This window comes from Kribbella alba, from assembly GCF_039529635.1.
GTDB classification, from domain to species: domain Bacteria; phylum Actinomycetota; class Actinomycetes; order Propionibacteriales; family Kribbellaceae; genus Kribbella; species Kribbella alba.
Window position 1 is genome coordinate 163,581 of record NZ_BAAANE010000002.1, and the last position, 19,741, is coordinate 183,321.

General features: G+C 69.1%; 20 protein-coding genes. 8 read left to right on the forward strand and 12 right to left on the reverse strand.

What is annotated here, in order from left to right; translation table 11 throughout:
- Nucleotides 1-997: 997 nt before the first annotated feature.
- Nucleotides 998-2,194 carry an MFS transporter gene (locus ABD210_RS02745; RefSeq protein WP_344108275.1) on the reverse strand — a complete coding sequence of 399 codons (1,197 nt, stop codon included), beginning with the start codon at nucleotides 2,192-2,194 and terminating at the stop codon, nucleotides 998-1,000.
- 425 nt (nucleotides 2,195-2,619) lie between these two features.
- Complete coding sequence (locus ABD210_RS02750; RefSeq protein WP_344108278.1) at nucleotides 2,620-3,246, reverse strand: HAD-IA family hydrolase; 627 nt, start codon at nucleotides 3,244-3,246, stop codon at nucleotides 2,620-2,622.
- 48 nt (nucleotides 3,247-3,294) lie between these two features.
- Between ABD210_RS02750 and ABD210_RS02755 the strand changes: the two genes are divergently transcribed.
- The gene (locus ABD210_RS02755) at nucleotides 3,295-4,473 is read left to right on the forward strand and encodes an ROK family transcriptional regulator (RefSeq protein WP_344108280.1); all 1,179 of its coding nucleotides are present in this window, start codon (nucleotides 3,295-3,297) and stop codon (nucleotides 4,471-4,473) included.
- A gap of 795 nt (nucleotides 4,474-5,268) precedes the next feature.
- On the opposite strand, the gene ABD210_RS02760 is transcribed toward ABD210_RS02755, so the two are convergent.
- From ABD210_RS02760 to ABD210_RS02775, 4 genes are read right to left on the reverse strand one after another with little or no spacing between them, the layout of a single operon-like run.
- A complete protein-coding gene (locus ABD210_RS02760) occupies nucleotides 5,269-6,168 on the reverse strand; it encodes a DinB family protein (RefSeq protein WP_344108282.1) in 900 nt (299 codons plus the stop codon).
- On the reverse strand, nucleotides 6,165-6,980 hold the full coding sequence (thiD, locus tag ABD210_RS02765; protein ID WP_344108285.1) for a bifunctional hydroxymethylpyrimidine kinase/phosphomethylpyrimidine kinase: 816 nt from the start codon (nucleotides 6,978-6,980) through the stop codon (nucleotides 6,165-6,167). The genes ABD210_RS02760 and thiD overlap by 4 nt, the downstream gene beginning before the upstream one ends.
- Complete coding sequence (locus ABD210_RS02770; protein WP_344108287.1) at nucleotides 6,977-7,120, reverse strand: hypothetical protein; 144 nt, start codon at nucleotides 7,118-7,120, stop codon at nucleotides 6,977-6,979. Before ABD210_RS02770 ends, thiD begins: the two co-directional genes overlap by 4 nt.
- 2 nt (nucleotides 7,121-7,122) lie before the next feature.
- Nucleotides 7,123-8,085: a thiamine-phosphate kinase gene (locus tag ABD210_RS02775; RefSeq protein ID WP_344108290.1), complete on the reverse strand. Its 963-nt coding sequence runs from the start codon at nucleotides 8,083-8,085 to the stop codon at nucleotides 7,123-7,125.
- Between the two features lie 127 nt (nucleotides 8,086-8,212).
- On the opposite strand from ABD210_RS02775, the gene ABD210_RS02780 reads away from it, so the two are divergent.
- From ABD210_RS02780 to ABD210_RS02795, 4 genes are all read left to right on the forward strand, one after another.
- Nucleotides 8,213-8,449, forward strand: a complete 237-nt coding sequence (locus tag ABD210_RS02780; protein ID WP_026163142.1) for an Lrp/AsnC family transcriptional regulator — start codon at nucleotides 8,213-8,215, stop codon at nucleotides 8,447-8,449.
- Nucleotides 8,428-8,916, forward strand: coding sequence for a DUF3515 domain-containing protein (locus tag ABD210_RS02785; RefSeq protein ID WP_344108292.1), 489 nt, complete (start codon nucleotides 8,428-8,430; stop codon nucleotides 8,914-8,916). The genes ABD210_RS02780 and ABD210_RS02785 overlap by 22 nt, the downstream gene beginning before the upstream one ends.
- Before the next feature lie 172 nt (nucleotides 8,917-9,088).
- Entirely contained in the window at nucleotides 9,089-9,508 is a 420-nt protein-coding gene (locus ABD210_RS02790; protein WP_344108294.1) for a YciI family protein, read from the forward strand.
- Nucleotides 9,508-10,734, forward strand: a complete 1,227-nt coding sequence (locus tag ABD210_RS02795) for an RNA polymerase sigma factor (protein WP_344108296.1) — start codon at nucleotides 9,508-9,510, stop codon at nucleotides 10,732-10,734. The genes ABD210_RS02790 and ABD210_RS02795 overlap by 1 nt, the downstream gene beginning before the upstream one ends.
- A gap of 49 nt (nucleotides 10,735-10,783) precedes the next feature.
- Here the strand turns inward: ABD210_RS02795 and ABD210_RS02800 are convergent, their stop codons facing one another.
- From ABD210_RS02800 to ABD210_RS02815, 4 genes are read right to left on the reverse strand one after another with little or no spacing between them, the layout of a single operon-like run.
- The gene (locus tag ABD210_RS02800; protein WP_344108298.1) at nucleotides 10,784-11,917 is read right to left on the reverse strand and encodes a D-alanine--D-alanine ligase family protein; all 1,134 of its coding nucleotides are present in this window, start codon (nucleotides 11,915-11,917) and stop codon (nucleotides 10,784-10,786) included.
- Nucleotides 11,918-11,975: 58 nt separating this feature from the next.
- Complete coding sequence (locus ABD210_RS02805; protein WP_344108300.1) at nucleotides 11,976-13,118, reverse strand: NAD(P)/FAD-dependent oxidoreductase; 1,143 nt, start codon at nucleotides 13,116-13,118, stop codon at nucleotides 11,976-11,978.
- Entirely contained in the window at nucleotides 13,118-13,309 is a 192-nt protein-coding gene (locus ABD210_RS02810) for a ferredoxin (protein WP_344108302.1), read from the reverse strand. The genes ABD210_RS02805 and ABD210_RS02810 overlap by 1 nt, the downstream gene beginning before the upstream one ends.
- 15 nt (nucleotides 13,310-13,324) lie before the next feature.
- Nucleotides 13,325-14,545, reverse strand: a complete 1,221-nt coding sequence (locus ABD210_RS02815; protein ID WP_344108304.1) for a cytochrome P450 — start codon at nucleotides 14,543-14,545, stop codon at nucleotides 13,325-13,327.
- Between the two features lie 129 nt (nucleotides 14,546-14,674).
- On the opposite strand from ABD210_RS02815, the gene ABD210_RS02820 reads away from it, so the two are divergent.
- Both ABD210_RS02820 and ABD210_RS02825 read left to right on the forward strand, forming a co-directional pair.
- Entirely contained in the window at nucleotides 14,675-15,298 is a 624-nt protein-coding gene (locus tag ABD210_RS02820) for a TetR/AcrR family transcriptional regulator (RefSeq protein WP_344108307.1), read from the forward strand.
- A gap of 71 nt (nucleotides 15,299-15,369) precedes the next feature.
- Nucleotides 15,370-16,476 carry a trans-sulfuration enzyme family protein gene (locus ABD210_RS02825; protein ID WP_344108310.1) on the forward strand — a complete coding sequence of 369 codons (1,107 nt, stop codon included), beginning with the start codon at nucleotides 15,370-15,372 and terminating at the stop codon, nucleotides 16,474-16,476.
- 3 nt (nucleotides 16,477-16,479) lie between these two features.
- Here ABD210_RS02825 and ABD210_RS02830 read toward each other — a convergent pair whose 3' ends face one another.
- The gene (locus tag ABD210_RS02830) at nucleotides 16,480-17,673 is read right to left on the reverse strand and encodes an MFS transporter (protein WP_344108313.1); all 1,194 of its coding nucleotides are present in this window, start codon (nucleotides 17,671-17,673) and stop codon (nucleotides 16,480-16,482) included.
- The gene (locus ABD210_RS02835; RefSeq protein WP_344108316.1) at nucleotides 17,670-18,476 is read right to left on the reverse strand and encodes a DeoR/GlpR family DNA-binding transcription regulator; all 807 of its coding nucleotides are present in this window, start codon (nucleotides 18,474-18,476) and stop codon (nucleotides 17,670-17,672) included. Before ABD210_RS02835 ends, ABD210_RS02830 begins: the two co-directional genes overlap by 4 nt.
- A 98-nt stretch (nucleotides 18,477-18,574) precedes the next feature.
- Here ABD210_RS02835 and ABD210_RS02840 point away from each other — a divergent pair, with 98 nt between their 5' ends.
- A complete protein-coding gene (locus ABD210_RS02840; RefSeq protein ID WP_344108318.1) occupies nucleotides 18,575-19,741 on the forward strand; it encodes an MFS transporter in 1,167 nt (388 codons plus the stop codon).

Genomic DNA, 19,741 nt, shown 5'->3' on the forward strand with positions numbered 1-19,741 from the left:
TACCGCCCCTCATCCAGCTGATCTCCTGCCTTCTTCCAGCCGATCTCCTGCCTTCTTCCAGCTGATGTGCGGCCTTCTTCCAGCTGATGTGCGGCCTTTTCGAGTTGATCTGGAGGCGATCCGGGCCGAGGTCTTGTCGGCTGGTACCCACTTCCCGGATCGACGCGCCGCCACCTGTGCACTTACCGGCTCGACCCGCCCACTGACCCGATTCCCGCCAGCGCGTCGAGCCGGGTAGTGGCCCCCTGGCGGCGGGTCGGGCCGGGAAGTCGGGATCACGCAGGCGGGTCGAGCCGGGAAGTCGGGATCAAGTCGGCGGGTCAAGCCGGGAAGTCGGGATCAAGCAGACGGGTCGAGCCGGTAAGTCGGACGTGGTCACCCCTGTCAAGCCCTGCGAAGTTCCCGGGGGCGACTTGCCGTCACGTGTGCACTTGCCGGGGCGACTTGCCGTCACGTGTGCACTTGCCGGGGCGACTTGCCGTCACGCGTGCACTTACCGGGGCGACTTGCCGTCACGCGTGCACTTACCGGATCGAAGCGCCGCCACCTGTGCACTTACCGGCTCGACCCGCCCGCCGGGTCGATTCCCGCCAGCGCGTCGAGCCGGGTAGTGGCCCCCTGGCGGCGGGTCGGGCCGGGAAGTCGGGATCAAGTAGGCGGGTCGAGCCGGGAAGTCGGGATCAAGCAGACGGGTCGAGCCGGTAAGTCGGACGTGGTCGCCCCTGTCAAGCCCTGCGAAGTTCCCGGGGGCGACTTGCCGTCACGTGTGCACTTACCGGATCGAAGCGCCGTTACCTGTGCACTTACCGGATCGACCCGCCCGCCGGGTCGACTCCCGCCAGCGCGTCGAGCCGGGTAGTGGCCCACCAGCGGCGAGTCGGGCCGGGTAGTGGGCTTCTGGCGGCGGGTCGGGCCGGGTAGTGGGCTTCTGGCGGCGGGTCGGGCCGGGTAGTCGGGAGCTAGCAGGCGTGGCTGTACGCCCACCTGTAATCCCGCCTCAGGACGCGTGCGAGCGGGCTGAGGTGAGGGGACGGCTGATCGCGAAGAGGGCCATCAGCAGCGGAAGGGGAATGAGGAAGGCGGTTCTGAGCTCGACGACCGTGGCGAGCCCTGCCAAGACAGCCGGCGCCAGAAGAATCGCAGTACCGGATGCGAGGGCGCCTAGGGCAGCCAGTCGCGTCGGGCTGAGGCCGGGCGTCGCGACTAGTTCCGCGATGGTGATCGGGTAAAGCGGTGCGACACCCACGCCCGCCAACGTAAGTCCCGCGACCACCAGCACCGGTGTGCCCGACAAGCTCACCAGCAAGGTCCCGGCAGCTGCGAGTGCCCCGGCCGGCACCACCGGCGACCAGCCGCGAACCCGCAACGGCCCGATCGCCCGACCCACAGCCATCCCGATCGGAAACGCGCTTCCCAGCAAGGCCGCCGACGCAGTCGGCAATCCAGTTGCCTGCAGCCGCGCCACTGCCCAGACCACAAAACAAAACTCCACCGCCACCGCCAACACCACCCGGAACCACCCCCGCACAACTGCCCTGACGCCTTTAGCCCCCGCCCCCGCGGCACCCCCACCGGCAGACTCGCCGGCGGCTGAGCCCGCAGCGGGCAACAGCACCACACCGCTGTCCCCGGGCATCCCGATAACAGCCGAGCCCACAGCAGGCAGGGACGCGACAGCTGGGTCGAGGGCTCGCGTCTGGGCCGGGTGGGTGGCGGCCGGGCGGGCGAAGGCAGACAGGAGTAGGAGGGGTGGAATGGGCGCTAGGAGGGCGAGGCGGCCGGTGGGGCCGAGGGAGTCGATGCCGCCGATGGCCAGTGGGGCGAAGATTCCGGTGGCGCTCGCGACCGCGTTGACTCTCGTGAGCCGGGTCGCGGCTGCGGGGCCGTCCAGGAGGAGCGGCGCGATCAGTACGAGCAAGGCCCCACCGAGACCGACGAGCAGACCTCCGGCGACGGCGACCACGAAACTCGGCGCCAATGCGAGCAGCAGTGCCCCGACCGCACAGACGAATGCACCACCCCGAAGCACCTTGGTGATCGACCCGAGCCGCAGCAGGAGCGGTCCGATGGCGGCGACCACCAGCAGACCCACGGCGAACGCAGATGACAACACGGCCAACCGGTCGGGTGATTCGTGCAGATCCCTCACCAGCAACGCGATACAGGCCCCGAGCCCAGCCAGCAGGAAACCCATCGCCGACAGCGCCACACAGATCTGCAGGTCGGCCCGGCGCGAAGCGGATGCCGTTCCAGCCGTCGCCGACTGAGAATCACTCCGCGCCCCCGCCTGAGAACCCCTCTGCCCACCCACCGACTGAGAACCCCTCCGCGCATCGGCCGACTGAGACATCGCCGGCACACCCGCCGAGCGAGAACCTCTCCGCGCATCGGCCGACTGAGACTTCCCCGGCACACCCGCCGAGCGAGAACCTCTCCGCGCATCGGTCGACTGAGATCTCGTCCGCGCATCCGCCGGCTGAGAACCCCTCCGCAGGGCCGCTGACCGAGCACCTCCCCGCGCGACGGCTGACCGAATGCTCATCCGTGCGGCTGCAAAGCGAGCACTCAGTCGTGCGGCCGGGGACCAGCCAATGGTCCGTGAAGTCCTGGATCGAGGTTTCATTCCCGCGGCCGTGGGGCGATCAGCTCAGCCAACTGATGGAGGTCGGTCAGTTCGAGGTCACCTGACAATCCCTTGAGGGCTGCTGTTATCGCGCCGGCGGCGTGACCTGCCTGGATGCCGACGGAGGCGTCCTCAACGACGACGCACTGCTCGGGCGCGGTCTCCAGGAGTTCGGCGGCCCGCAGGTATCCCTGCGGGTCAGGCTTCCCGCGAGTGATGTCCTCGATGGTCACCAGCACGGGTGCGTCGATCCCCGCGGCACCGAGGCGCGCCTTCGCCAGTTGGCGGTCCGCGCTCGTCACCACTGCCCAGCGGATTCCCAAGCGCTCGATCACGGCGATCACCTCAGCCGCTCCCGGAGCCGCCTCGACGTCCGACAGATCGTCGTACTGGAGTTGTAGTTGGCGTGCGGCGGCGTTCGCCCGGGCGAGTTCGTCCAGGTGCGGCAGCACGCGATCGACGGTGGATTCGGCCGGGCTGCCGTGCGCGATGGCGAGCACCTCCGCGACGTCCACGCAGTACTCGTCGGACCAGGTTGCCCAGGCGCGCTCGACAGCGGCGTCCGACGTGACCAGGGTGCCGTCCATGTCGAACAACACGGCCCGCACCTGCGACAGATCCATCACGCCCTCCATTAAACTCGTTCTACGAGCATAAGGTAGAGGGGTGCTGTGACGACAAGAGATAGCGCGATCTCTTCTCGGCGCGGGCGCTGGCAGACCGCGGCCGACGTACTGGGGCTGCTCGGCAGGCAGCCCGGCATCACTCGCGCGGCAGTCGCCCACGAGCTACGGCTGAGCAGTAGCTCGGCGACAGAGGTCACTGCTCGGCTCAGGGATCTGCAGCTGCTCACGGAAGCGCCAGCGCCGAGTCATGGCCGTGGTAGGCCGACCACAGTGCTACTGCCGCATCCAAACGGCCCGCTGGTTCTCGCCATCGATCTGCGGCAGGGCAACTGGCGTAGTGCAGTGGTGTCGCTCGACGGATCCCTGCAGGACAATGCGTCCAAGCGCCACCGCAGCAGGCGACCGGCGTCCGTACTTACCAGCCTCAGGGAAGTCGTGGAGCACACGCGGGACCTGTACGGCGACCGCCTGCGCGCGGTGGGTCTTGCAGTCGCGGGAACCGTCCGGGACAACCACCTCACGCAGGCGACCACCCTCGGGTGGGCGCAGGTAGACCTCTCGCCACTCGTTGCCGGCACCGCACTACCGCTGCTCGCGGGGAACGACGCAACCCTGAGCGGAGTGGCCGAAGCTCGCACGGGAGCTGCTGCTGGAGCCGGTACGGCGCTGCACCTCATCGTCGAGGTCGGTATCGGCGGCACGCTCATCGTCGATGGCATCCCTGCTGCCGGTTCTACTGGGGCCGGCGGCGAGTACGGCCATATGCCGTTCGGCGATCGCGCCCTCCACTGTCCGTGCGGCGCCCGCGGCTGCTGGGACCTCGAGGTCGACGGCCGCGCGCTCGCCAGGCGCCTGGGGGAACCGGAGCCCGATGATCCCTACGCGTATGCCGAGACCGTATTGCAGCGGCAGGACAAGGAAGCCAGCGGTGCTGTCGCGACAGTCGCGGCTGCTCTCGGCTCAGGGATCGCGGGACTGGTCAACGCCCACGACCCTGACGTCGTCACGCTGGGCGGTCTGGCGATCCCGCTGCGAGCAGCCGCGCACATGTCCTTCGACGAGGCATACCGCGAAGGGCTGATGGCATTCCACCGCGCCGAACCGCCGCCGATCCTCGACTCCGCCCACCAGAAGGACGGCGCCCTTCGAGGCGCGGCCGCCCTCGGGCTGGACCACATCACCACCGACGCCGCCATCGCAACCTGGGCCGACCCGCACAGCTGACCTTGTTTGCCGACGCCGGCAAGCAGGGCGCCATGGACTCGACACTGCCGGCCGTAACGCAGCACCTGGTGATCTTCGCGCGAGTCAGGTCATTCGCGCGAGTCAGATCAATGGCTGCGGCGGGGACCAGTTCGCCGCTTTGGTGTGCCTGATCACCCTCATCAACACAGCCAACCGGCTGAACGTCATCGTGCGGCCGCCGCCGGCGACTATCAGCCCAGCCGTTCGGACAGCCAGAGATCGTCCGCGCCTGGGCCGGCGGCTGGCTCAAGGGCGACGGCCGGACCGCCCGCACTCACCAACTATCGCGTTCGCTGCCGATATCGGCGGGGTCAAGCGTGAACCACCCGGACCGCAGGGCCTTGGTGAGTGCTGGCGGTCCGGCTGCGACCGGGTCTGGCGCCGGCGGCGGCTCAGGGCTTCTTAGGGCAGCTTAGGGCGGCTGGCTCAAGGGCGACGGCCGGACCGCCCGCACTCACCAACCATCGCGTCCGCTGCCGATATCGGCGGGGTCAAGCGTGAACCACCCGAACCGCAGGGCCTTGGTGAGTGCTGGCGGTCCGGCTGCGACCGGGTCTGGCGCCGGCGGCGACTCAGGGCTTCTTAGGGCAGCTTAGGGCGGCTGGCTCAAGGGCGACGGCCGGACCGCCCGCACTCACCAACCATCGCGTCCGCTCCCGACATCGGCGGGGTCAAGCGTGAACCACCCGGACCGCGGGGCCTTGGTGAGTGCTGGCGGTCCGGCTGCGACCGGGTCTGGCGCCGGCCGCGGCTCAGGGCTTAGGGCAGCTGGCTTCAGGGGTGGGCGGTTGGCGGGTTGGACTCTGAGGCGGATTCGGTGGTCGGCACGGCGGCGGGATTGGGCTGGGCGGGATTGGGCTGGGCAGGATTGGGCTGGGCAGGATTGGGCTGGGCAGGATTGGGCTGGGCGGGATTGGGCTGGGCGGGATTCGGCTCGGCGGGATTGGCGTCGGGGGGATTCGGCTCGGCGGAGTTGAGCTCGGCGCGACTCGGCTCGGCGGGACTCGGCTCGGCGGAGTTGAGCTCGGCGGAGTTGAGCTCGGCGGAGTTGAGCTCGGCGGCGTTGAGCTCGGCGGGGTTGGGCTCGGCAGGGGCGGGGGTTGGTTTGGGGGGTGCGGGGATGATCGGGGGTTCGAGTTTGGCGAGGATGGTGATGATGTCGTGGCGGTGGTGCTGGATCTCGTGGGCGGTGTGGCGGATCAGCCAGCCTAGGGAGCGCGGCGCTCGGACCGGGTAGTTGTAGAGGCCGAGCTTCCCGAGCTGGGGAGGCGTCAGCACCCGCGCCGCCGCCCCGAACTCGCGCGCCAACTTCACCAGGGCGGCGGCGACCACCATCGGGTCCTGGTCCTCGTACTTCTGCTCCTTCACCCGCCCGGTCCGGTCCATCGGCGCGTACACCGGCCGGTCCTCGGCCAGGCACTGCGCGATCCGGAACCGCTGCACCTCCAGGAGGTCGCGCACGTGGCAGGCGTACTCGATCGCGGACCAGACCTCGGGCTCCGGCCGGAGTCGGACAACGTCCGGGTCACGTCCGGCCGCGGCCTTCGTCAGTGCCATGCTGGACTCGGCGGCTTGCCGGACCAGTGTGGTCACCGTGCCCTGCAGGTCACCCGTCTCGTAGTTGAAGCCGCACTCGTTGCAAAGTCCGTCCACCGGTGGGCGGCTCTTGTTCACGTGTCACTCCTGGTTCGGAACTGCCATGCGTGGTCCACCGGGCCGATCCCGCCGCCGAGCGCGAATCCGGCGGCAACCGCCCCGCTGATGTAGTCCTTGGCGGCACCAACGGCTGTAGGTACGTCGTACCCGCGGGCCAGGTACGACGCGATCGCGCTCGCCAGGGTGCATCCGGTGCCGTGCGTGTGCCGGTTGTCCGCTCGCGGCGCACTGAACTCCCGCCGTACCGCGGGCCCGTGCAGGACGTCCACAGCAACCGGGCCCGGGTCGTGGCCGCCCTTCACCAAGACCCAGTCGGCGCCGGCTTCGAGCAGAATCTTCGCGGCGGTCTCACGATCAGCAGGTCCAGCCAGCTCGATTCCGGCAACGGGCCCGAGTTCGGTCAGATTCGGCGTCAACACTGTCGCCAGCGGCACGATCTCCGACCGAACCGCCTCCATCGCGTCAGCGGCGAGCAGCGCGTCACCGTGCTTCGACACCGACACCGGATCGACCACGACCGGCACGCCGACAGGCAGCGTCCGCAGCAGCGAGGCGACGACGCGAACCATCGGCGCGGAGGCGAGCATGCCGGTCTTCACCGCGTCGACGCCGATGTCGTCCACCACACTGCGGAACTGGGCCCGGACCTGCTCCTCGGGCAGCTCCCAAGCACCCTGTACGCCGAGGCTGTTCTGCGCGGTGATCGCGGTCAGCACGCTCATCCCGTGCACCCCGTTGGCCAGCATCGACTTGAGATCGGCCTGGATCCCGGCACCACCCCCGGAGTCGGACCCGGCGATGGTCAGCACCCGCGGCGGCGCGGCATTCATGTCAACCCCTCGATCCGCGGCGCGGCCTTCATGTCGAATCCCTCGATTCCCGGCGTCGGGCACCACGATTCCGGTCGCGCCGGTGCCGGACCCCGACGGTCCCACCTGATCAGCTGATCGACGAAGGCGTGAAGCAGCATGATCAGCTCCTGAAGTGGGCGTGGCCGGTGGCGCCGGTGTAGGTAGCACCGTCGACGGTGACGGTGCCGGCCGGCAGGCTTTCGTTGCCCTCAGCAACTGAGCCGATCACGGTCCAGCCGTCCGGTACGTCGGCCGGCTCGAAGGTGGCGACCAGGGCGTGGTCCTCGCCACCGGTGAGCACGAACGTCAGCGCGTCCGCGCCGGTGGCCGCGGCGACCGCCTGGAGCGGTTCGGGGATCGCCAGCGCCTGCGAGCGGATGTCGATCACCACCTCGCTGGCAACGGCGATGTGTCCGAGATCCGCGATCAGTCCGTCGCTCACGTCGCACATCGAGGACGCTCCCGCGAGCGCGGCACGCGGCCCCTCGGCGTACGGGGGTTGCGGACGGCGGTGCGCGTCGACGACCGTGCGGGGTGAGCGGAAGCCACGGTTCAGTACGGCGTACCCGGCCTCGGCCCAGCCCAGCCGTCCGGCCACGGCCACCTCGTCGCCGGGGCGCGCGCCGGAGCGAAGCACTGGTGAGCGGCCGTCGAGGGAACCGAAGGCCGTCACCGAGACGACGATCTTGTCGGACTGGACCGTGTCGCCGCCGACGATGCTCACGTCGAGCAGCTCGGCCTCGTCGGCCAGGCCCTGGTTCAGCTCGAGCGCCCAGGCGGTCGGCAGGTCGGCCGGCCCACCGAACCCGACCACCAGCGCGGTCGGCCGGGCGCCCATCGCGACGATGTCGGCCAGGTTCTGCGCGGCGGCCTTGCGGCCCACGTCGTACGCCGACGACCAGTCCTGGCGGAAATGCCGGCCCTCCACCAGCAGGTCGGTCGTGATCACCATCCGGCCGTCCGGCACCGCCAGGACGGCCGCGTCGTCGCCCGGTCCCACCAGGACGTCCTCACCTCGGGGAAGGCTCCGGGTGACGGCCTCGATCAGGCCGAACTCGCCCGTGCTTCCCAACGTCTCTGTCACGTCAACAGACCTCCCATATCGCCACCGGGAGTCTAGGCGGTACGGTGACCGAGCAACGAAGAGTACGCCCGGCCGCTTCGCAGTACCGTGGCCGCAGCCAGCTGAGGACGACTGAGTGGAGAACGACGTGGTGGTCCAGGCCTACATCCTGATCCAGACCGAGGTCGGCAAGGCCGCCGATGTGGCAGCCCAGATCGCCGAGGTCCAGGGCGTCACACTCGCCGAGGACGTCACCGGCCCGTACGACGTGATCGTGCGCGCCGAGGCCCGCAACGTCGACGAGCTCGGCAAGCTGGTCGTTGCGAAGGTGCAGAACGTTCCGGGTATCACCCGCACGCTGACGTGCCCCGTCGTCCACATCTGAAGCCGATCAACCGGTCCACCGCGCTCGGCGTGGTAGCGCTGCTGGCCGTGCTCGCGGGCTGCAGCCCCGGCCCGGTCGAGATCGCCGTCCCGAACCCCGCGCCGGAAGTCGCCGACGCCTGCAAATCTCTGGTGCAGGCGCTGCCGGAGAAGGTGCTCGACGCGAAACGCCGCAAGACGCAGCCGGCGAGCCCGCTGACCACTGCGTACGGCGATCCACCGATCGAGGTGACCTGCGGCGTGGCACCTCCGGCCGGGATGGCCGAGGCCCAGTCACAGTGCTTCGAGGTGAACGGCGTCGGCTGGTTCGCCAAGGAAGTCACCAACGGCTTCATCTTCACCACCATCGGCCGCAAGGTCTACCTGGAGTTGGCCGTGCCCGACAAGTACGCCCCCGAGGCCAACGCCCTCACCGACGTCTCCGACGCCATCAAGGCTCACAACACTCTCATCACCCCCTGCACCTGAGCCCTCCGTCGGCCCCGGCTGGGCCGCCTGCACCCAGCGTCGCACTCGAGACTGTCGCCCTGGGCCGGAGTGCAGTGAAAGTTCCCGGCGAGTGCGTGTCCGGTTCAGCGTGGGGGCGTCGACGTAGCGGGTGAGAGGCACCAGAGTGGTGTCGCGACGACGGGAGAATCCGATGAAATACATGATCCTGACCTACGCCTCGCAGCAGGACTACGACGGGATGGGCGGCAAGGAGACCGGGAAACCGGCCTGGACCGGCGAGGACTTCGCCGCGATGGGCGCGTTCATGGACAAGTTCAACAACGACCTGGCCGAGTCCGGCGAACTGGTCGAGACGCGCGCCCTGGCCGCACCGGTGCTGACCCGACGGCTCGGCTCGAAGGACGGCGCCTCGGTCGTGACGGACGGCCCGTACGCCGAGACGCAGGAGGTGCTGGCCGGCTACTGGATCGTCGAGTGTGACAGCTTCGACCGCGCCACCGAGATCGCCGCCAGGCTGGGCGACACCCCGGCACCCGACTTCGTCCGGGCCACCGCGTACGCCGACATCCGGCCGATCGTGGAGGGTGGCCAGGAGGACCTGGTCGGCTGATGTCCGAGCCGGCACTCGAGGACCTGTTACGCCAGTTGGCGCCGCAGGTTCTCGGTGCGCTGGTCCGGCGGTACGGCCACTTCGACACCGCGGAGGACGCTGTCCAGGAGGCACTGCTCGCGGCCGCCCAACAGTGGCCCGGGGAGGGGCAACCGGACAACCCCCGGGCGTGGCTGATCACCGTCGCGTCCCGCCGGCTGACCGATCTGCTGCGCAGCGAGCAGGCCCGACGACGTCGCGAGGACACGGTGATCCAGTGGACCCTGGCCCCGGACGAACCGGTCGCCGACTCCGACGACACCCTGATCCTGCTGTTCATGTGCTGCCACCGGTCGCTGTCCGCGGCGTCGCAGATAGCGCTCACGCTGCGGGCAGTCGGCGGCCTGACCACTTCGGAGATCGCCCGCGCCTTTCTGGTGCCGGAGGCAACGATGACCCGGCGGATCACCCGGGCCAAGCGGAGCGTGAAGACCAGCGGCGCCCGCTTCTCGCTCCCGCCCGACCAGGCCGAGCGCCTGGACGCGGTGCTGAAGGTCATCTACCTGATCTTCAACGAGGGCTACTCCAGTACTGCGGGGCCGAACCTGCAGCGGGTCGAGTTGGCGGCCGAGGGGATCCGCCTGGCCCGATTGGTGCACCGACTGCTCCCGGACGACGGCGAGGTGACTGGGCTACTCGCGCTGATGTTGCTCACCGACGCGCGTCGTCCAGCGCGAACAGGCCAGCACGGCGAGCTCGTCCCGATGGCCGAGCAGGACCGGTCCCTCTGGCTCGCCGACGCCATAGCCGAGGGGGTCGCGCTGATCACTGAGGCTTTGCCGCGCGGGCACGTGGGGCCGTACCAGTTGCAGGCGGCGATCGCCGCAGTGCATGACGAAGCGCCTTCCGCCGAGGAGACGGACTGGCCGCAGATCGTGGCGCTGTATGAGGTGCTGCTGCAACTGACGGACAACCCGATGGTCGCGCTGAACCACGTGGTGGCCGTGGCAATGGCCCGGGGCGCACCGGACGGGTTGGACCTGCTGAGCCGGATCGAGGGTGACGAACGGATCGCCGCGGACCACCGACTGTTCGCAGTACGGGCTCATCTCTTGGAGATGTCCGGTGACCTGGCGGCGGCGCGAGCGGCGTACGAGGAGGCGGCGGAGAGGGCGAGCAGCCTGCCGCAGCAGCGCTACCTCAACGCCAAGGCCGCCCGGCTGCCCGCCGGACCAGTTACCCGCTAACGTCCGAAGAAGTGCGGGGCACGCCCCGCACTCGTTCGGACGCAAGCGGTCAGCGCAAGCCGGTGGGGCGGGTCATCGCCAGGGAGAGAAGGCGGTCGACGAGGGCTGGGTAGTCGACGCCGCTGGCGGCCCACAGGCGGGGGAACATGCTGGTCGGCGTGAAGCCGGGCATGGTGTTGATCTCGTTGATGATCACCCGCTGGTCCGCATCCAGGAAGAAGTCGACACGGGCCAGCCCCTCGCCCTCGATCGCGTCGAACGCGGTCAGCGCCTTGGCCCGGATCTCCGCCGCGATCTCGTCCGGCAGATCCGCCGGCACCGAGAGCGCGGTGTACTCCTCGCCCTCCGGCAGGTACTTGGTCTCGAAGTCGTAGAAGTCGTGGCCGCCGCCGGAGACCGCGATCTCGCCGCAGACGCTGACCTCGGCGTTGCCGCCGTTCAGCCCGCCGAGCACGCCGACCTCGATCTCGCGCGGGCCCTTCGCACTCGCCTCGACGATCACCTTCGGGTCGTGCGCGCGGGCCTCGGCGACCGCGTCGTCCAGCTCGTCGAGGCTGTTCACCTTTCTGATGCCGAGGCTGGAACCGCCCCGGGCCGGCTTGACGAACACCGGATAGCCGAGCTGGTCGACGGCTTCCCGGGACGCCTGCGGGTCGCGGGTCCAGTCGCGGTCGCGGATCACGACGTACGGAGTGACCTCGAGGCCGGCCGCCGCGAAGACGACCTTCATGTAGTGCTTGTCCATCCCGACCGCGCTCGCCAGCACGCCGGACCCGACGTACCGGATGTCCGACATCTCCAGCAGGCCCTGCAGCGTTCCGTCCTCACCCCATGGGCCGTGCAGCAGGGGAAAGACCACGTCGACCTCGCCCAGCGTGCTCGGCACCTGGTCCGGTTCGGTGACGATCAGCTCGCGGTCGGCGCCGAACAACACCGGCAGCGCGGTCACATCGACCTCCGGGAGCTTCCCGTCGGTGATCGACAGCCGCTCCGGATCACCACTCTCCAGCACCCAGTGGCCGCTGGTGGTGATGCCGACCGGGACCACGTCGTACTTGTCCCGGTCGATGACCTGGAGAACGTTCGCCGCGGTGACGCAGGAGATGGCATGCTCGCTCGACCGGCCGCCGAAAACGACGGCGACGCGGGGCTTGCTTTTTTCTTCCCTCGAGTACTCACTCACCGGCTCGACGATAGCGGCACTCAGCTTCAGGTTTGACCAGGGTTTCGTTAAGACCTGTTCATATTGCTGTCAGTAGCGACCTCGCCTGCCGCGTTTCCCGGGGCATGTTCCAGCCCAGTACTGCGCTCAATCGCCCGCCGCTGAGGTAGTGCGCGACGAACTTCCGCTCGGCCGGATTCCCCTGCGTCATCACCACCCGCGCGTCCGGTGGGATCACGCCGTACACCTGGATCTTGGCGTCGTACTGGTCCGTCCAGAAGTACGGGACCGGGTCGAACGGTTGGTCTTTGCCGAGGATTCGGCGGGCCACGGCAACCGCTTGCTCAGTGGCGTTGAAGCGGTGTTCCAGCCGGAGATCCTGGTCGAACCGCCTGCTCCTCCACCGCGCGACATCGCCCGCCGCGTAGACGTTGTCCGGCGCCGCATCACAGAGCACACCGTCACCGCACGGCAGTCCGGAGCCGTCCAACCACGCTGTTGCGGGCTTGGAGCCGACGGCAATCAGTACGACGTCCGCCTTGAGGCTCGTGCCGTCCTCGAGCTCCACAGCCTCCACACTGCCTGTGCCGCAGAGGCGGGTGACCTTGCTGCCACCGACCACACGCACGCCGTTGCTCGTATGGAGCTGGGCGATCATGCTGCCCAACTCGGCGCCCAACTGGAGGGCCATGGGAAACGGGGCGGTGTCCACCATGGTCACCTCACAGCCGAGCTGCCGTGCGGCCGCAGCCGTCTCCGAGCCCAGAAAGCCGGCTCCGACGACCACGACCGACGCTGCGTGCAACAGGGCTTCGCGGAGAGCTACGGCGTCATCGAGCGTCCTCAGCATGTAGACGCCCTCCAGCTCGTGGCCCTGTCGGAGCCGGACCGGCTGGACTCCGGTGGCGATCACCAGCCGGTCGTAGTGGACCTGCTCCCCCGTCGCCAGGTCCACTCTTCTGCTGGCCAGATCCAGCCGTTCTGCCCGCGCGTTGAGCCTGAGATCGATGCCCTGATCCGCGTACGCCGTACTGGGGCCGAAGGTGGTTCGATCAGGTGCCCAGGCGCCGAGTAGTACTTGCTTGGACAGCGGCGGGCGGTCGTACGGCAGGTGCGGCTCCTCCCCGACCACCGTGAGGGCTCCGGTGAAGCCCTCACGGCGCAAGGTCTGCGCGGTGGTCGAGCCGGCGGCGGAGGCGCCGACTATGACGACGTGCTCCATCACTCGCTCAGGTGGATCGCCCTGGCCGGGCAGAGGAGCGCCGCCTCGCGGGTGGCGTCGTACTGGTCGGACGAGGGCTTCCCCAGCAGCACGGCGACGCCGTCCTCGTCGCGCTGGTCGAACACGTCCGGCGCCGCCAGTACGCACTGCCCGGCCGCCACGCAGCCCTCCTGATCGATCTTGACGTCCATCGCCAGCCCCTTGTCTCAGCGGTCCCAGGTGACCGGCAGGGCGGTCACGCCATACACGAGGGTGTTGTCCTTGAACCGGAGCTCCTCGAAGGGCACGGCCAGCCGCAGGCTCGGGATCCGCCGGTACAGGCGGGTGTAGACCTCGTGCAGCTCGACCCGGGCGAGTTGTTGCCCCAGGCATTGGTGAGGGCCGAAGCCGAAGGCGAGATGCGCGGACGCCTTGCGGGACAGGTCGATCCGATCGGGATCCGGGAACACCATCTCGTCGCGGTTTCCGGATGAGAGCGCCGCGATCAGGTACTCCCCCGCCTTGATCGTCTCGTCGCCCAGCGGGAGGTCCTCCATCACGTGCCGGAACAGCCCGAACTGCACGACCGACAGATAGCGCAGCAACTCCTCGACCGCGGTCGGTGCGAGCCCTGGATCGTTGCGCAGGGCATCCAGCTGGTCGGGATTGCGGAGCAGGGCGAGGGTGCTCAAGCCGATCATGTTCGCGGTCGTCTCGTGCCCGGCGATCAGCAGGGTGATGCCGATCGACACCAGCTCGGGCAGCGTCAGCGGCTGCCCCTGCTCCTCCGCGCGAGTGATCAGCCGGGACAGCAGGTCGTCCTCGCGCTTGTCCTGCTTGGAGATCACCAGGCCGGCCATGTATTGCTGGAGTTCCTCGTTGACCCGCATCACTTCTTCCTCGTCGCGGTCGACCGAGACCAGGACGGCGCTGCGCTGCTGGAACTCGTCGCGGTCCGCGTACGGCACCCCGAGCAGTTCGCAGATCACCAGGGACGGGATCGGCAGGGCGAAGGCCTGGACCAGGTCGACCGGCCCGTCGGATGCGAGCATCGCGTCGATGTGGTCCTCGATCAGCCGCTCGATCCTCGGCCGGAGCGCCTGCACCCGCTTGACGGTGAACTCGCTCGTCAGCAACCGCCGGAGGTGGGCGTGCCGCTCGCCGTCGTTCTGCAGGATCGATCCGGACATGACCTCACGCTGCAGATCAGCCCCCGGGACGACGTGGGCCGAAGGCGCCGAACGTGAGCTCAACCGGGAATCGGTCAACACCGCGCGGACGTCGTCGTACCGGCTGAAGACCCAGGCATCGACGCCGGCCGGAGTGGAGACCTTCGTGATCCCGTCGGCCCGCCGGAGCGCGGTGTAGCCGGAGGCTGGGTCGAACGGGCAGCCGCTCGGCCGCTGCTCGGGAAAGGAAGTCGTCGGTGTCTCGGTCGTCTCGGTCATCGGCACGTCCCCAGAAGGCTGGATTGAAATCTTGGTTGTGACTACCATATGACTGCTAATGTCGAATGAAATCAACTTCCGGCGCGTCGCCGTGTAGGCTGCCCGGCACGCCCGAGCGTTGGGGGTCAAATGGGGCTGCGCGAGCTGAAGCGGGAACGGACCCGCCGGCTGATCTCGGACAAGGCGTTCGAGTTGTTCATCGACCACGGGTTCGGCCGGACCACGGTCGAGCAGATCGCCGCGGCCGCCGAGGTCGGGCCGAGCACGCTGTACCGGTACTTCCCGACCAAGGAGACGCTGGTCCTGGAGTTCGTCGAGGACAGCCTGTTCGGTGCGCTGGACTGGTTCCGGGAGCAACCGCCGATCGACCTGCCGGACGGCCTGCAGAGCGTGATCGAGCGGGTGCTGGACCAGCTGGAGGGCAACCCCGACCGGGTCCGCACCGTGTACGAGCTGGCCCGGCAGACGCCGTCCGTGAGCGCGCATCTGACCGAGGCGATCTGGCGCTGGCGCAACGAGCTGACCGTCGAGCTGTCCCGCCGGTTGGCCGCTGACTCCCCCGACCAGCCGCTGGCCGGGGAATCCGTCGAGTTCACCGCGGCATTGGCGGCCGGGATCACCATGAACATCATCGAGATCACCGTGCAGATGTGGGTGGACAACCCGGCGGGCACGGATGTGAAGGAGCTGGCGCGCGAGGCGATGTGCCTGCTGCGCGGTGGCGGTATCCCGCTCCCAGCCGTCGGGCGATGATTCGGTCGGGCGGTGAGTTGGCCGGCGGACAGTGATTCGGCCCGCGGGCGGTGATTGGGGAGAATCCGGGTATGACCCCTGACCTGGATCCCGCCACCGTCGTCGTGCACGCCGGGCGGCCGGCCCGCGTACCGGATGCGCCCCTGGGCGAGTCGCCCGTCTTCAGCTCGACCTACATCGCCGGTGGCGACCGTGGATACGGGCGGTTCGACAACGACGCGTGGGCGGCCCTCGAGACGACGCTCGGCCAGCTCGAGGGCGGACGCGGGCTCACCTTCGCATCGGGGATGGCCGCGGCTGCTGCCGTCTGCGATCTCGTTCCGGTCGGGGGCCGCGTGGTTGCCCCTCAGCACGCTTACAGCGGCGTACTGGCTCTGCTCGACCAGCAAGCCTCGACCGGTCGGCTGGTTGTCGAGCGGGTCGACATCGCGGACACGGGTGTCGTGTCAGCCGCTGTGGTCGATGCCGACCTGCTGTGGATCGAGTCTCCGACCAACCCGGCAATGGAGGTCGCTGAGCTGCCCGCGCTCTGTGCCGCCGGTCGCGCTGCGGGTGCTCGCGTCGTCGTCGACAACACGTTCGCGACACCTCTGCTGCAGCAGCCGCTGGCGATGGGCGCGGACCTCGTGATGCATTCGGCGACGAAGTTCATCGCGGGTCACTCGGACGTGGTGCTGGGCGCTGTCATCACCGCGGACGATTCGTTGTGGGAGGCACTCGAACTCCGACGCCGTAGCCTCGGCGCGATCCCTGGACCGATGGAGGCCTGGCTGGCTTTGCGCGGCCTGCGGACTCTCGCCCTCCGGCTCGAGCGCGCGCAGTCCAACGCGGCCTTCCTGGCTTCGAAGCTGCTCGAGCACCCGCGCGTCAGCCGGGTCCGTTACCCGGGGCTGCCGGACGATCCCGGTCACGCCCGGGCCGCTGCACAGATGTCCGGCTTCGGCGCGATCCTGGCCATCGAGCTGGGCGGAGATGCCGAAGGCGCGCAGCGCGTCTGCGAGAGCACGTCGCTGTGGGTGCACGCGACCAGTCTCGGCGGAGTCGAGTCGATGCTCGAACGCCGCCGCCGCTGGCCGAGCGAAGTACCGACGATCCCCGGCGACCTGATCCGCCTCTCCGTCGGCATCGAACACCCGGACGACCTGTGGGCGGACCTCGACCAAGCGCTCAAAGCCTGAGGCCTACCCGGCGTCTTCCTTGGGCTGAGCTGCTATCGGCCTCAGGACCGGGGCAGCCAGAACGGTCAGGACGCAGAGGATGACCGGGAGCGCGAATGCGACATTGAGCGGCATCCAGTGCGTCAGGGCGCCGATCAACGCCGGCCCGGCAAGCAGCCCGACATAACCGAGGCCGACGACCTTCGCCATCAGCGCACCGGACGCCCGGGGATCGAGGTTCCCGGCCGCGGTGAACAGTTGCGGCACACCACCGGACAAGCCCAGGCCGAAGAGTGCCCAGCCGACGAGGCCGACCGGCACCCACGGCACGAGGATCACCGTGGTCAGGCCGATCGCGGCTAGCGCCGCGCCGTACCGGACGATCGCGGCGGGCCCGATCAGCGCAGCCACTCGGTCCGTGGCGAACCGCCCGACTGTCATCGCGACCGCGAACGACCCGTACGCGTAGGCCGCAGTACTGGTCGAGGTCCCGAGGATGTCCCGGAACTGCAGCGCGGCCCAGTCGTTCGCGACTCCTTCGGCGAGCATGAGACCGAACGCGAGGCCGCCGAGCGCCCAGACCAACCTGGCCGGCGGGGCCACCTGCTCGGTATCGGCGCTTTGCTCGGGTTCATCCTGATCGGCCTCGACCAGGAAGCGGCTGGCGATCAGCGAGACCACGATGCAGATGACGCCGCAGACGCTGAGCGAGACGGCGGTGTGGATTCCGGCATGCAGGGCCGCCGCACCGATCAATGCCGCGAATGCACCACCGATCGACCACATCGCGTGGAACGCGGCCATGATCGGGCGCGGGTACGCCCGCTCGACGACCACCGCGTGAGTGTTCATCGCGACATCGATCGAGCCGTTGCTGAAGCCGAACACCGCCAGCGCGAGTCCGAGGGTCCACCAGTTGCCGGCGAGACCCGGGCCGAACAGTGACAGCCCGAGCAGCACCCCGGCGGCGGGCACGAGCCGGCGTTGCCCAAGGCGGTCGGCGAGCGGACCGGCGACCTGCATGCCGGTGAAGGCGGCACCGCCCAGGATGAGGAGCAGCAGACCAAGGGTGCTGTGGGAGATGCCGGTGGCTCGCTCGACGTTGGGGATGTGCACGACCCACATCCCGACCGCGAAGCCGTTCAGGCCGAAGTAGGCCCAGGTCGCAACCCGCGCGGCGCGGGGAGGTGCGAGCGCGGTGGCGGGCGCAGTCGTCAAGAGACACTCTCAGTCTGTACGTCGGGTTGTGGTGCGGGTCGTCCGTCGGCGATCTGGATGAGGACGCCGCGTTGGGCCAGGACAGCGCGATCGTCCTCGGGGGCACTGGAATCGGTGATGATCAGGTCGGGTCGGTCCGCCGGGCAGATGTAGGCCAGCGCGGCGCGATCCCACTTGGCGCCATCCACCAGCACCATCGACCGGGTCGAAACGGCGAGCGCCTGCTGCTTGACCTCGGCATCACCCAGATCGAAGGCTGTCATCCCGGCTTCAAGGCTGAACGCACACGGACTGAGCACCGCCACGTCGAACCGCAGCGAACGCAACGACGCCAACGTCAGCGGACCCACCATCGCCAGTTCACCCGGCCGCGGTTCACCACCCGGCATCAACAACCGGATCCCCGGCGCGCCCATCAATTCCTGCGCGACGTGCAGCGAGAGCGGCATCACCGTGACCGTGCGGTCGCGCAGCAGCCGAGCGACCTCCAGGGCAGTCGTACCGCTGTCGAGGACCACGGTCTCGCCGTCCCGGATCTGCTCGGCGGCCAACTTCGCGATCGCCTGCTTGGCGGCGGTCGCCGCCGTCGCCCGCGCCGCGAACGGCGGCTCGAGTCCCGACGGCATCGCGGACACCGCCCCGCCGTGGACCCGCTTCAGAACCCCTTGCGCGGCAAGATAGTCCAGGTCACGCCGAACGGTCATGTCCGAGGCGCCGGTCGCCGCCACCAAGTCAGTGACCGCCACCCTGCCCGCGTCCTGTAGGTGCTCCACGATGACCCGCTGCCGATCCGCACTCTTCACCGTGGAAAACTAACACCGGCTTGATCGTTCAAACAAACCAGATGTGCGTATGTTCGTGGAATGTGCGCTCGTGCAGGCTCAGTGAGGAGTCTCTTCTCGTGGTCGAAGATCTACAGGCGGTTCGACGGGCCCGGATCGCGGTAGCGACGATCTTCTGTGTCCATGGGGCAGTGACCGGGTCCTTCGCGACCCGCGTGCCCTGGATCCAGGAGCACGCCGGAGTCAGTGCGGGCCAACTCGGCCTGGCGCTCGCCTTCCCCGCGATCGGCGCCTCGCTGTTCATGCCGCTCGCCGCCCGGGTGACCCATCGCTTCGGCACCCGTGCTGCCCAGCGCATCCTGATCGCCCTCTGGACGCTCGCCCTGGCGCTGCCTTCGCTCGCCTCGAATCTGCTGCTGCTCTGCGCGGCCCTGTTCGTGTACGGCGCGACCGCGGGCATGGCCGATGTCGCGATGAACGCCCTGGGCGTCGAGATCGAACACCGGCTGGAGAAATCGATCATGTCCGGCCTGCACGGCCTGTGGAGTGTCGGCGCCCTGATCGGTTCAGGCATCGGCACGATCGCCGCCCATCTCGACGTCAGCGCCCAGGTGCACCATGCGGCGATGGCGCTGGTTCTCACGGTGCTCGGCGTACTGGCCTCGCAGTACGTGCTGAATCTGCATCCGGCAGAGGACGAGGAGGCTCCGCCGAGGTTCGCGCTGCCGCCGAAGTCGGCGCTGCTGATCGGCGCGATCGGCTTCTGTGCCGTCTTCGCCGAAGGCGCGAGCCTCGACTGGTCGGCCGTCTACCTGCGCGACATCCTGACCAGCTCGCCCGGTGTGGCCGCCGGTGCCACCACCGGATTCGCGCTCACGATGGCGGTCGCCCGGATCGCCGGGGACGCGATCGTGAATCGCTGGGGCCCGGTCCGGACCGTGCGGGTCAGCGGCGTCGTCGCGACTCTTGGCGGTCTGCTGGTGGTGCTCGCACCGAACCCACCCATCGCCATGATCGGCTTCGGCCTGCTGGGACTGGGCATCGCCGTCGTGGTCCCGCTCGCCTTCGCGGCCGCCGGCCACAGCGGCCCCAACAAGAGCCAGGCCATCGCGGGCGTCGCCACCGTCACCTACGCCTCAGGCCTGGTAGCACCCTCGATCATCGGCGGTATCGCCGAAGCCACCAATCTGACGGTCTCCTTCCTTGTCGTAACCGTCCTGACCTGCGGCCTTGCGGCCTTCGCCCCCGTACTACGAACCCGCACCAAGGTGACCCCGACCGCCTAG

Bases quoted from the DNA above. Each gene is read 5' to 3' on its own strand.
- ABD210_RS02810 (WP_344108302.1), bottom strand. From the start codon at position 13,309: ATGGACGTCAAGATCGATCAGGAGGGCTGCGTGGCGGCCGGGCAGTGC.
- ABD210_RS02770 (WP_344108287.1), bottom strand. From the start codon at position 7,120: ATGCTGCTTCACGCCTTCGTCGATCAGCTGATCAGGTGGGACCGTCGG.
- ABD210_RS02815 (WP_344108304.1), bottom strand. From the start codon at position 14,545: ATGACCGAGACGACCGAGACACCGACGACTTCCTTTCCCGAGCAGCGG.
- ABD210_RS02795 (WP_344108296.1), top strand. From the start codon at position 9,508: ATGTCCGAGCCGGCACTCGAGGACCTGTTACGCCAGTTGGCGCCGCAG.
- ABD210_RS02805 (WP_344108300.1), bottom strand. From the start codon at position 13,118: ATGGAGCACGTCGTCATAGTCGGCGCCTCCGCCGCCGGCTCGACCACC.
- ABD210_RS02745 (WP_344108275.1), bottom strand. From the start codon at position 2,194: ATGGGTTTCCTGCTGGCTGGGCTCGGGGCCTGTATCGCGTTGCTGGTG.
- ABD210_RS02825 (WP_344108310.1), top strand. From the start codon at position 15,370: ATGACCCCTGACCTGGATCCCGCCACCGTCGTCGTGCACGCCGGGCGG.
- ABD210_RS02790 (WP_344108294.1), top strand. From the start codon at position 9,089: ATGAAATACATGATCCTGACCTACGCCTCGCAGCAGGACTACGACGGG.
- thiD (WP_344108285.1), bottom strand. From the start codon at position 6,980: ATGAATGCCGCGCCGCCGCGGGTGCTGACCATCGCCGGGTCCGACTCC.
- ABD210_RS02820 (WP_344108307.1), top strand. From the start codon at position 14,675: ATGGGGCTGCGCGAGCTGAAGCGGGAACGGACCCGCCGGCTGATCTCG.
- ABD210_RS02750 (WP_344108278.1), bottom strand. From the start codon at position 3,246: ATGGATCTGTCGCAGGTGCGGGCCGTGTTGTTCGACATGGACGGCACC.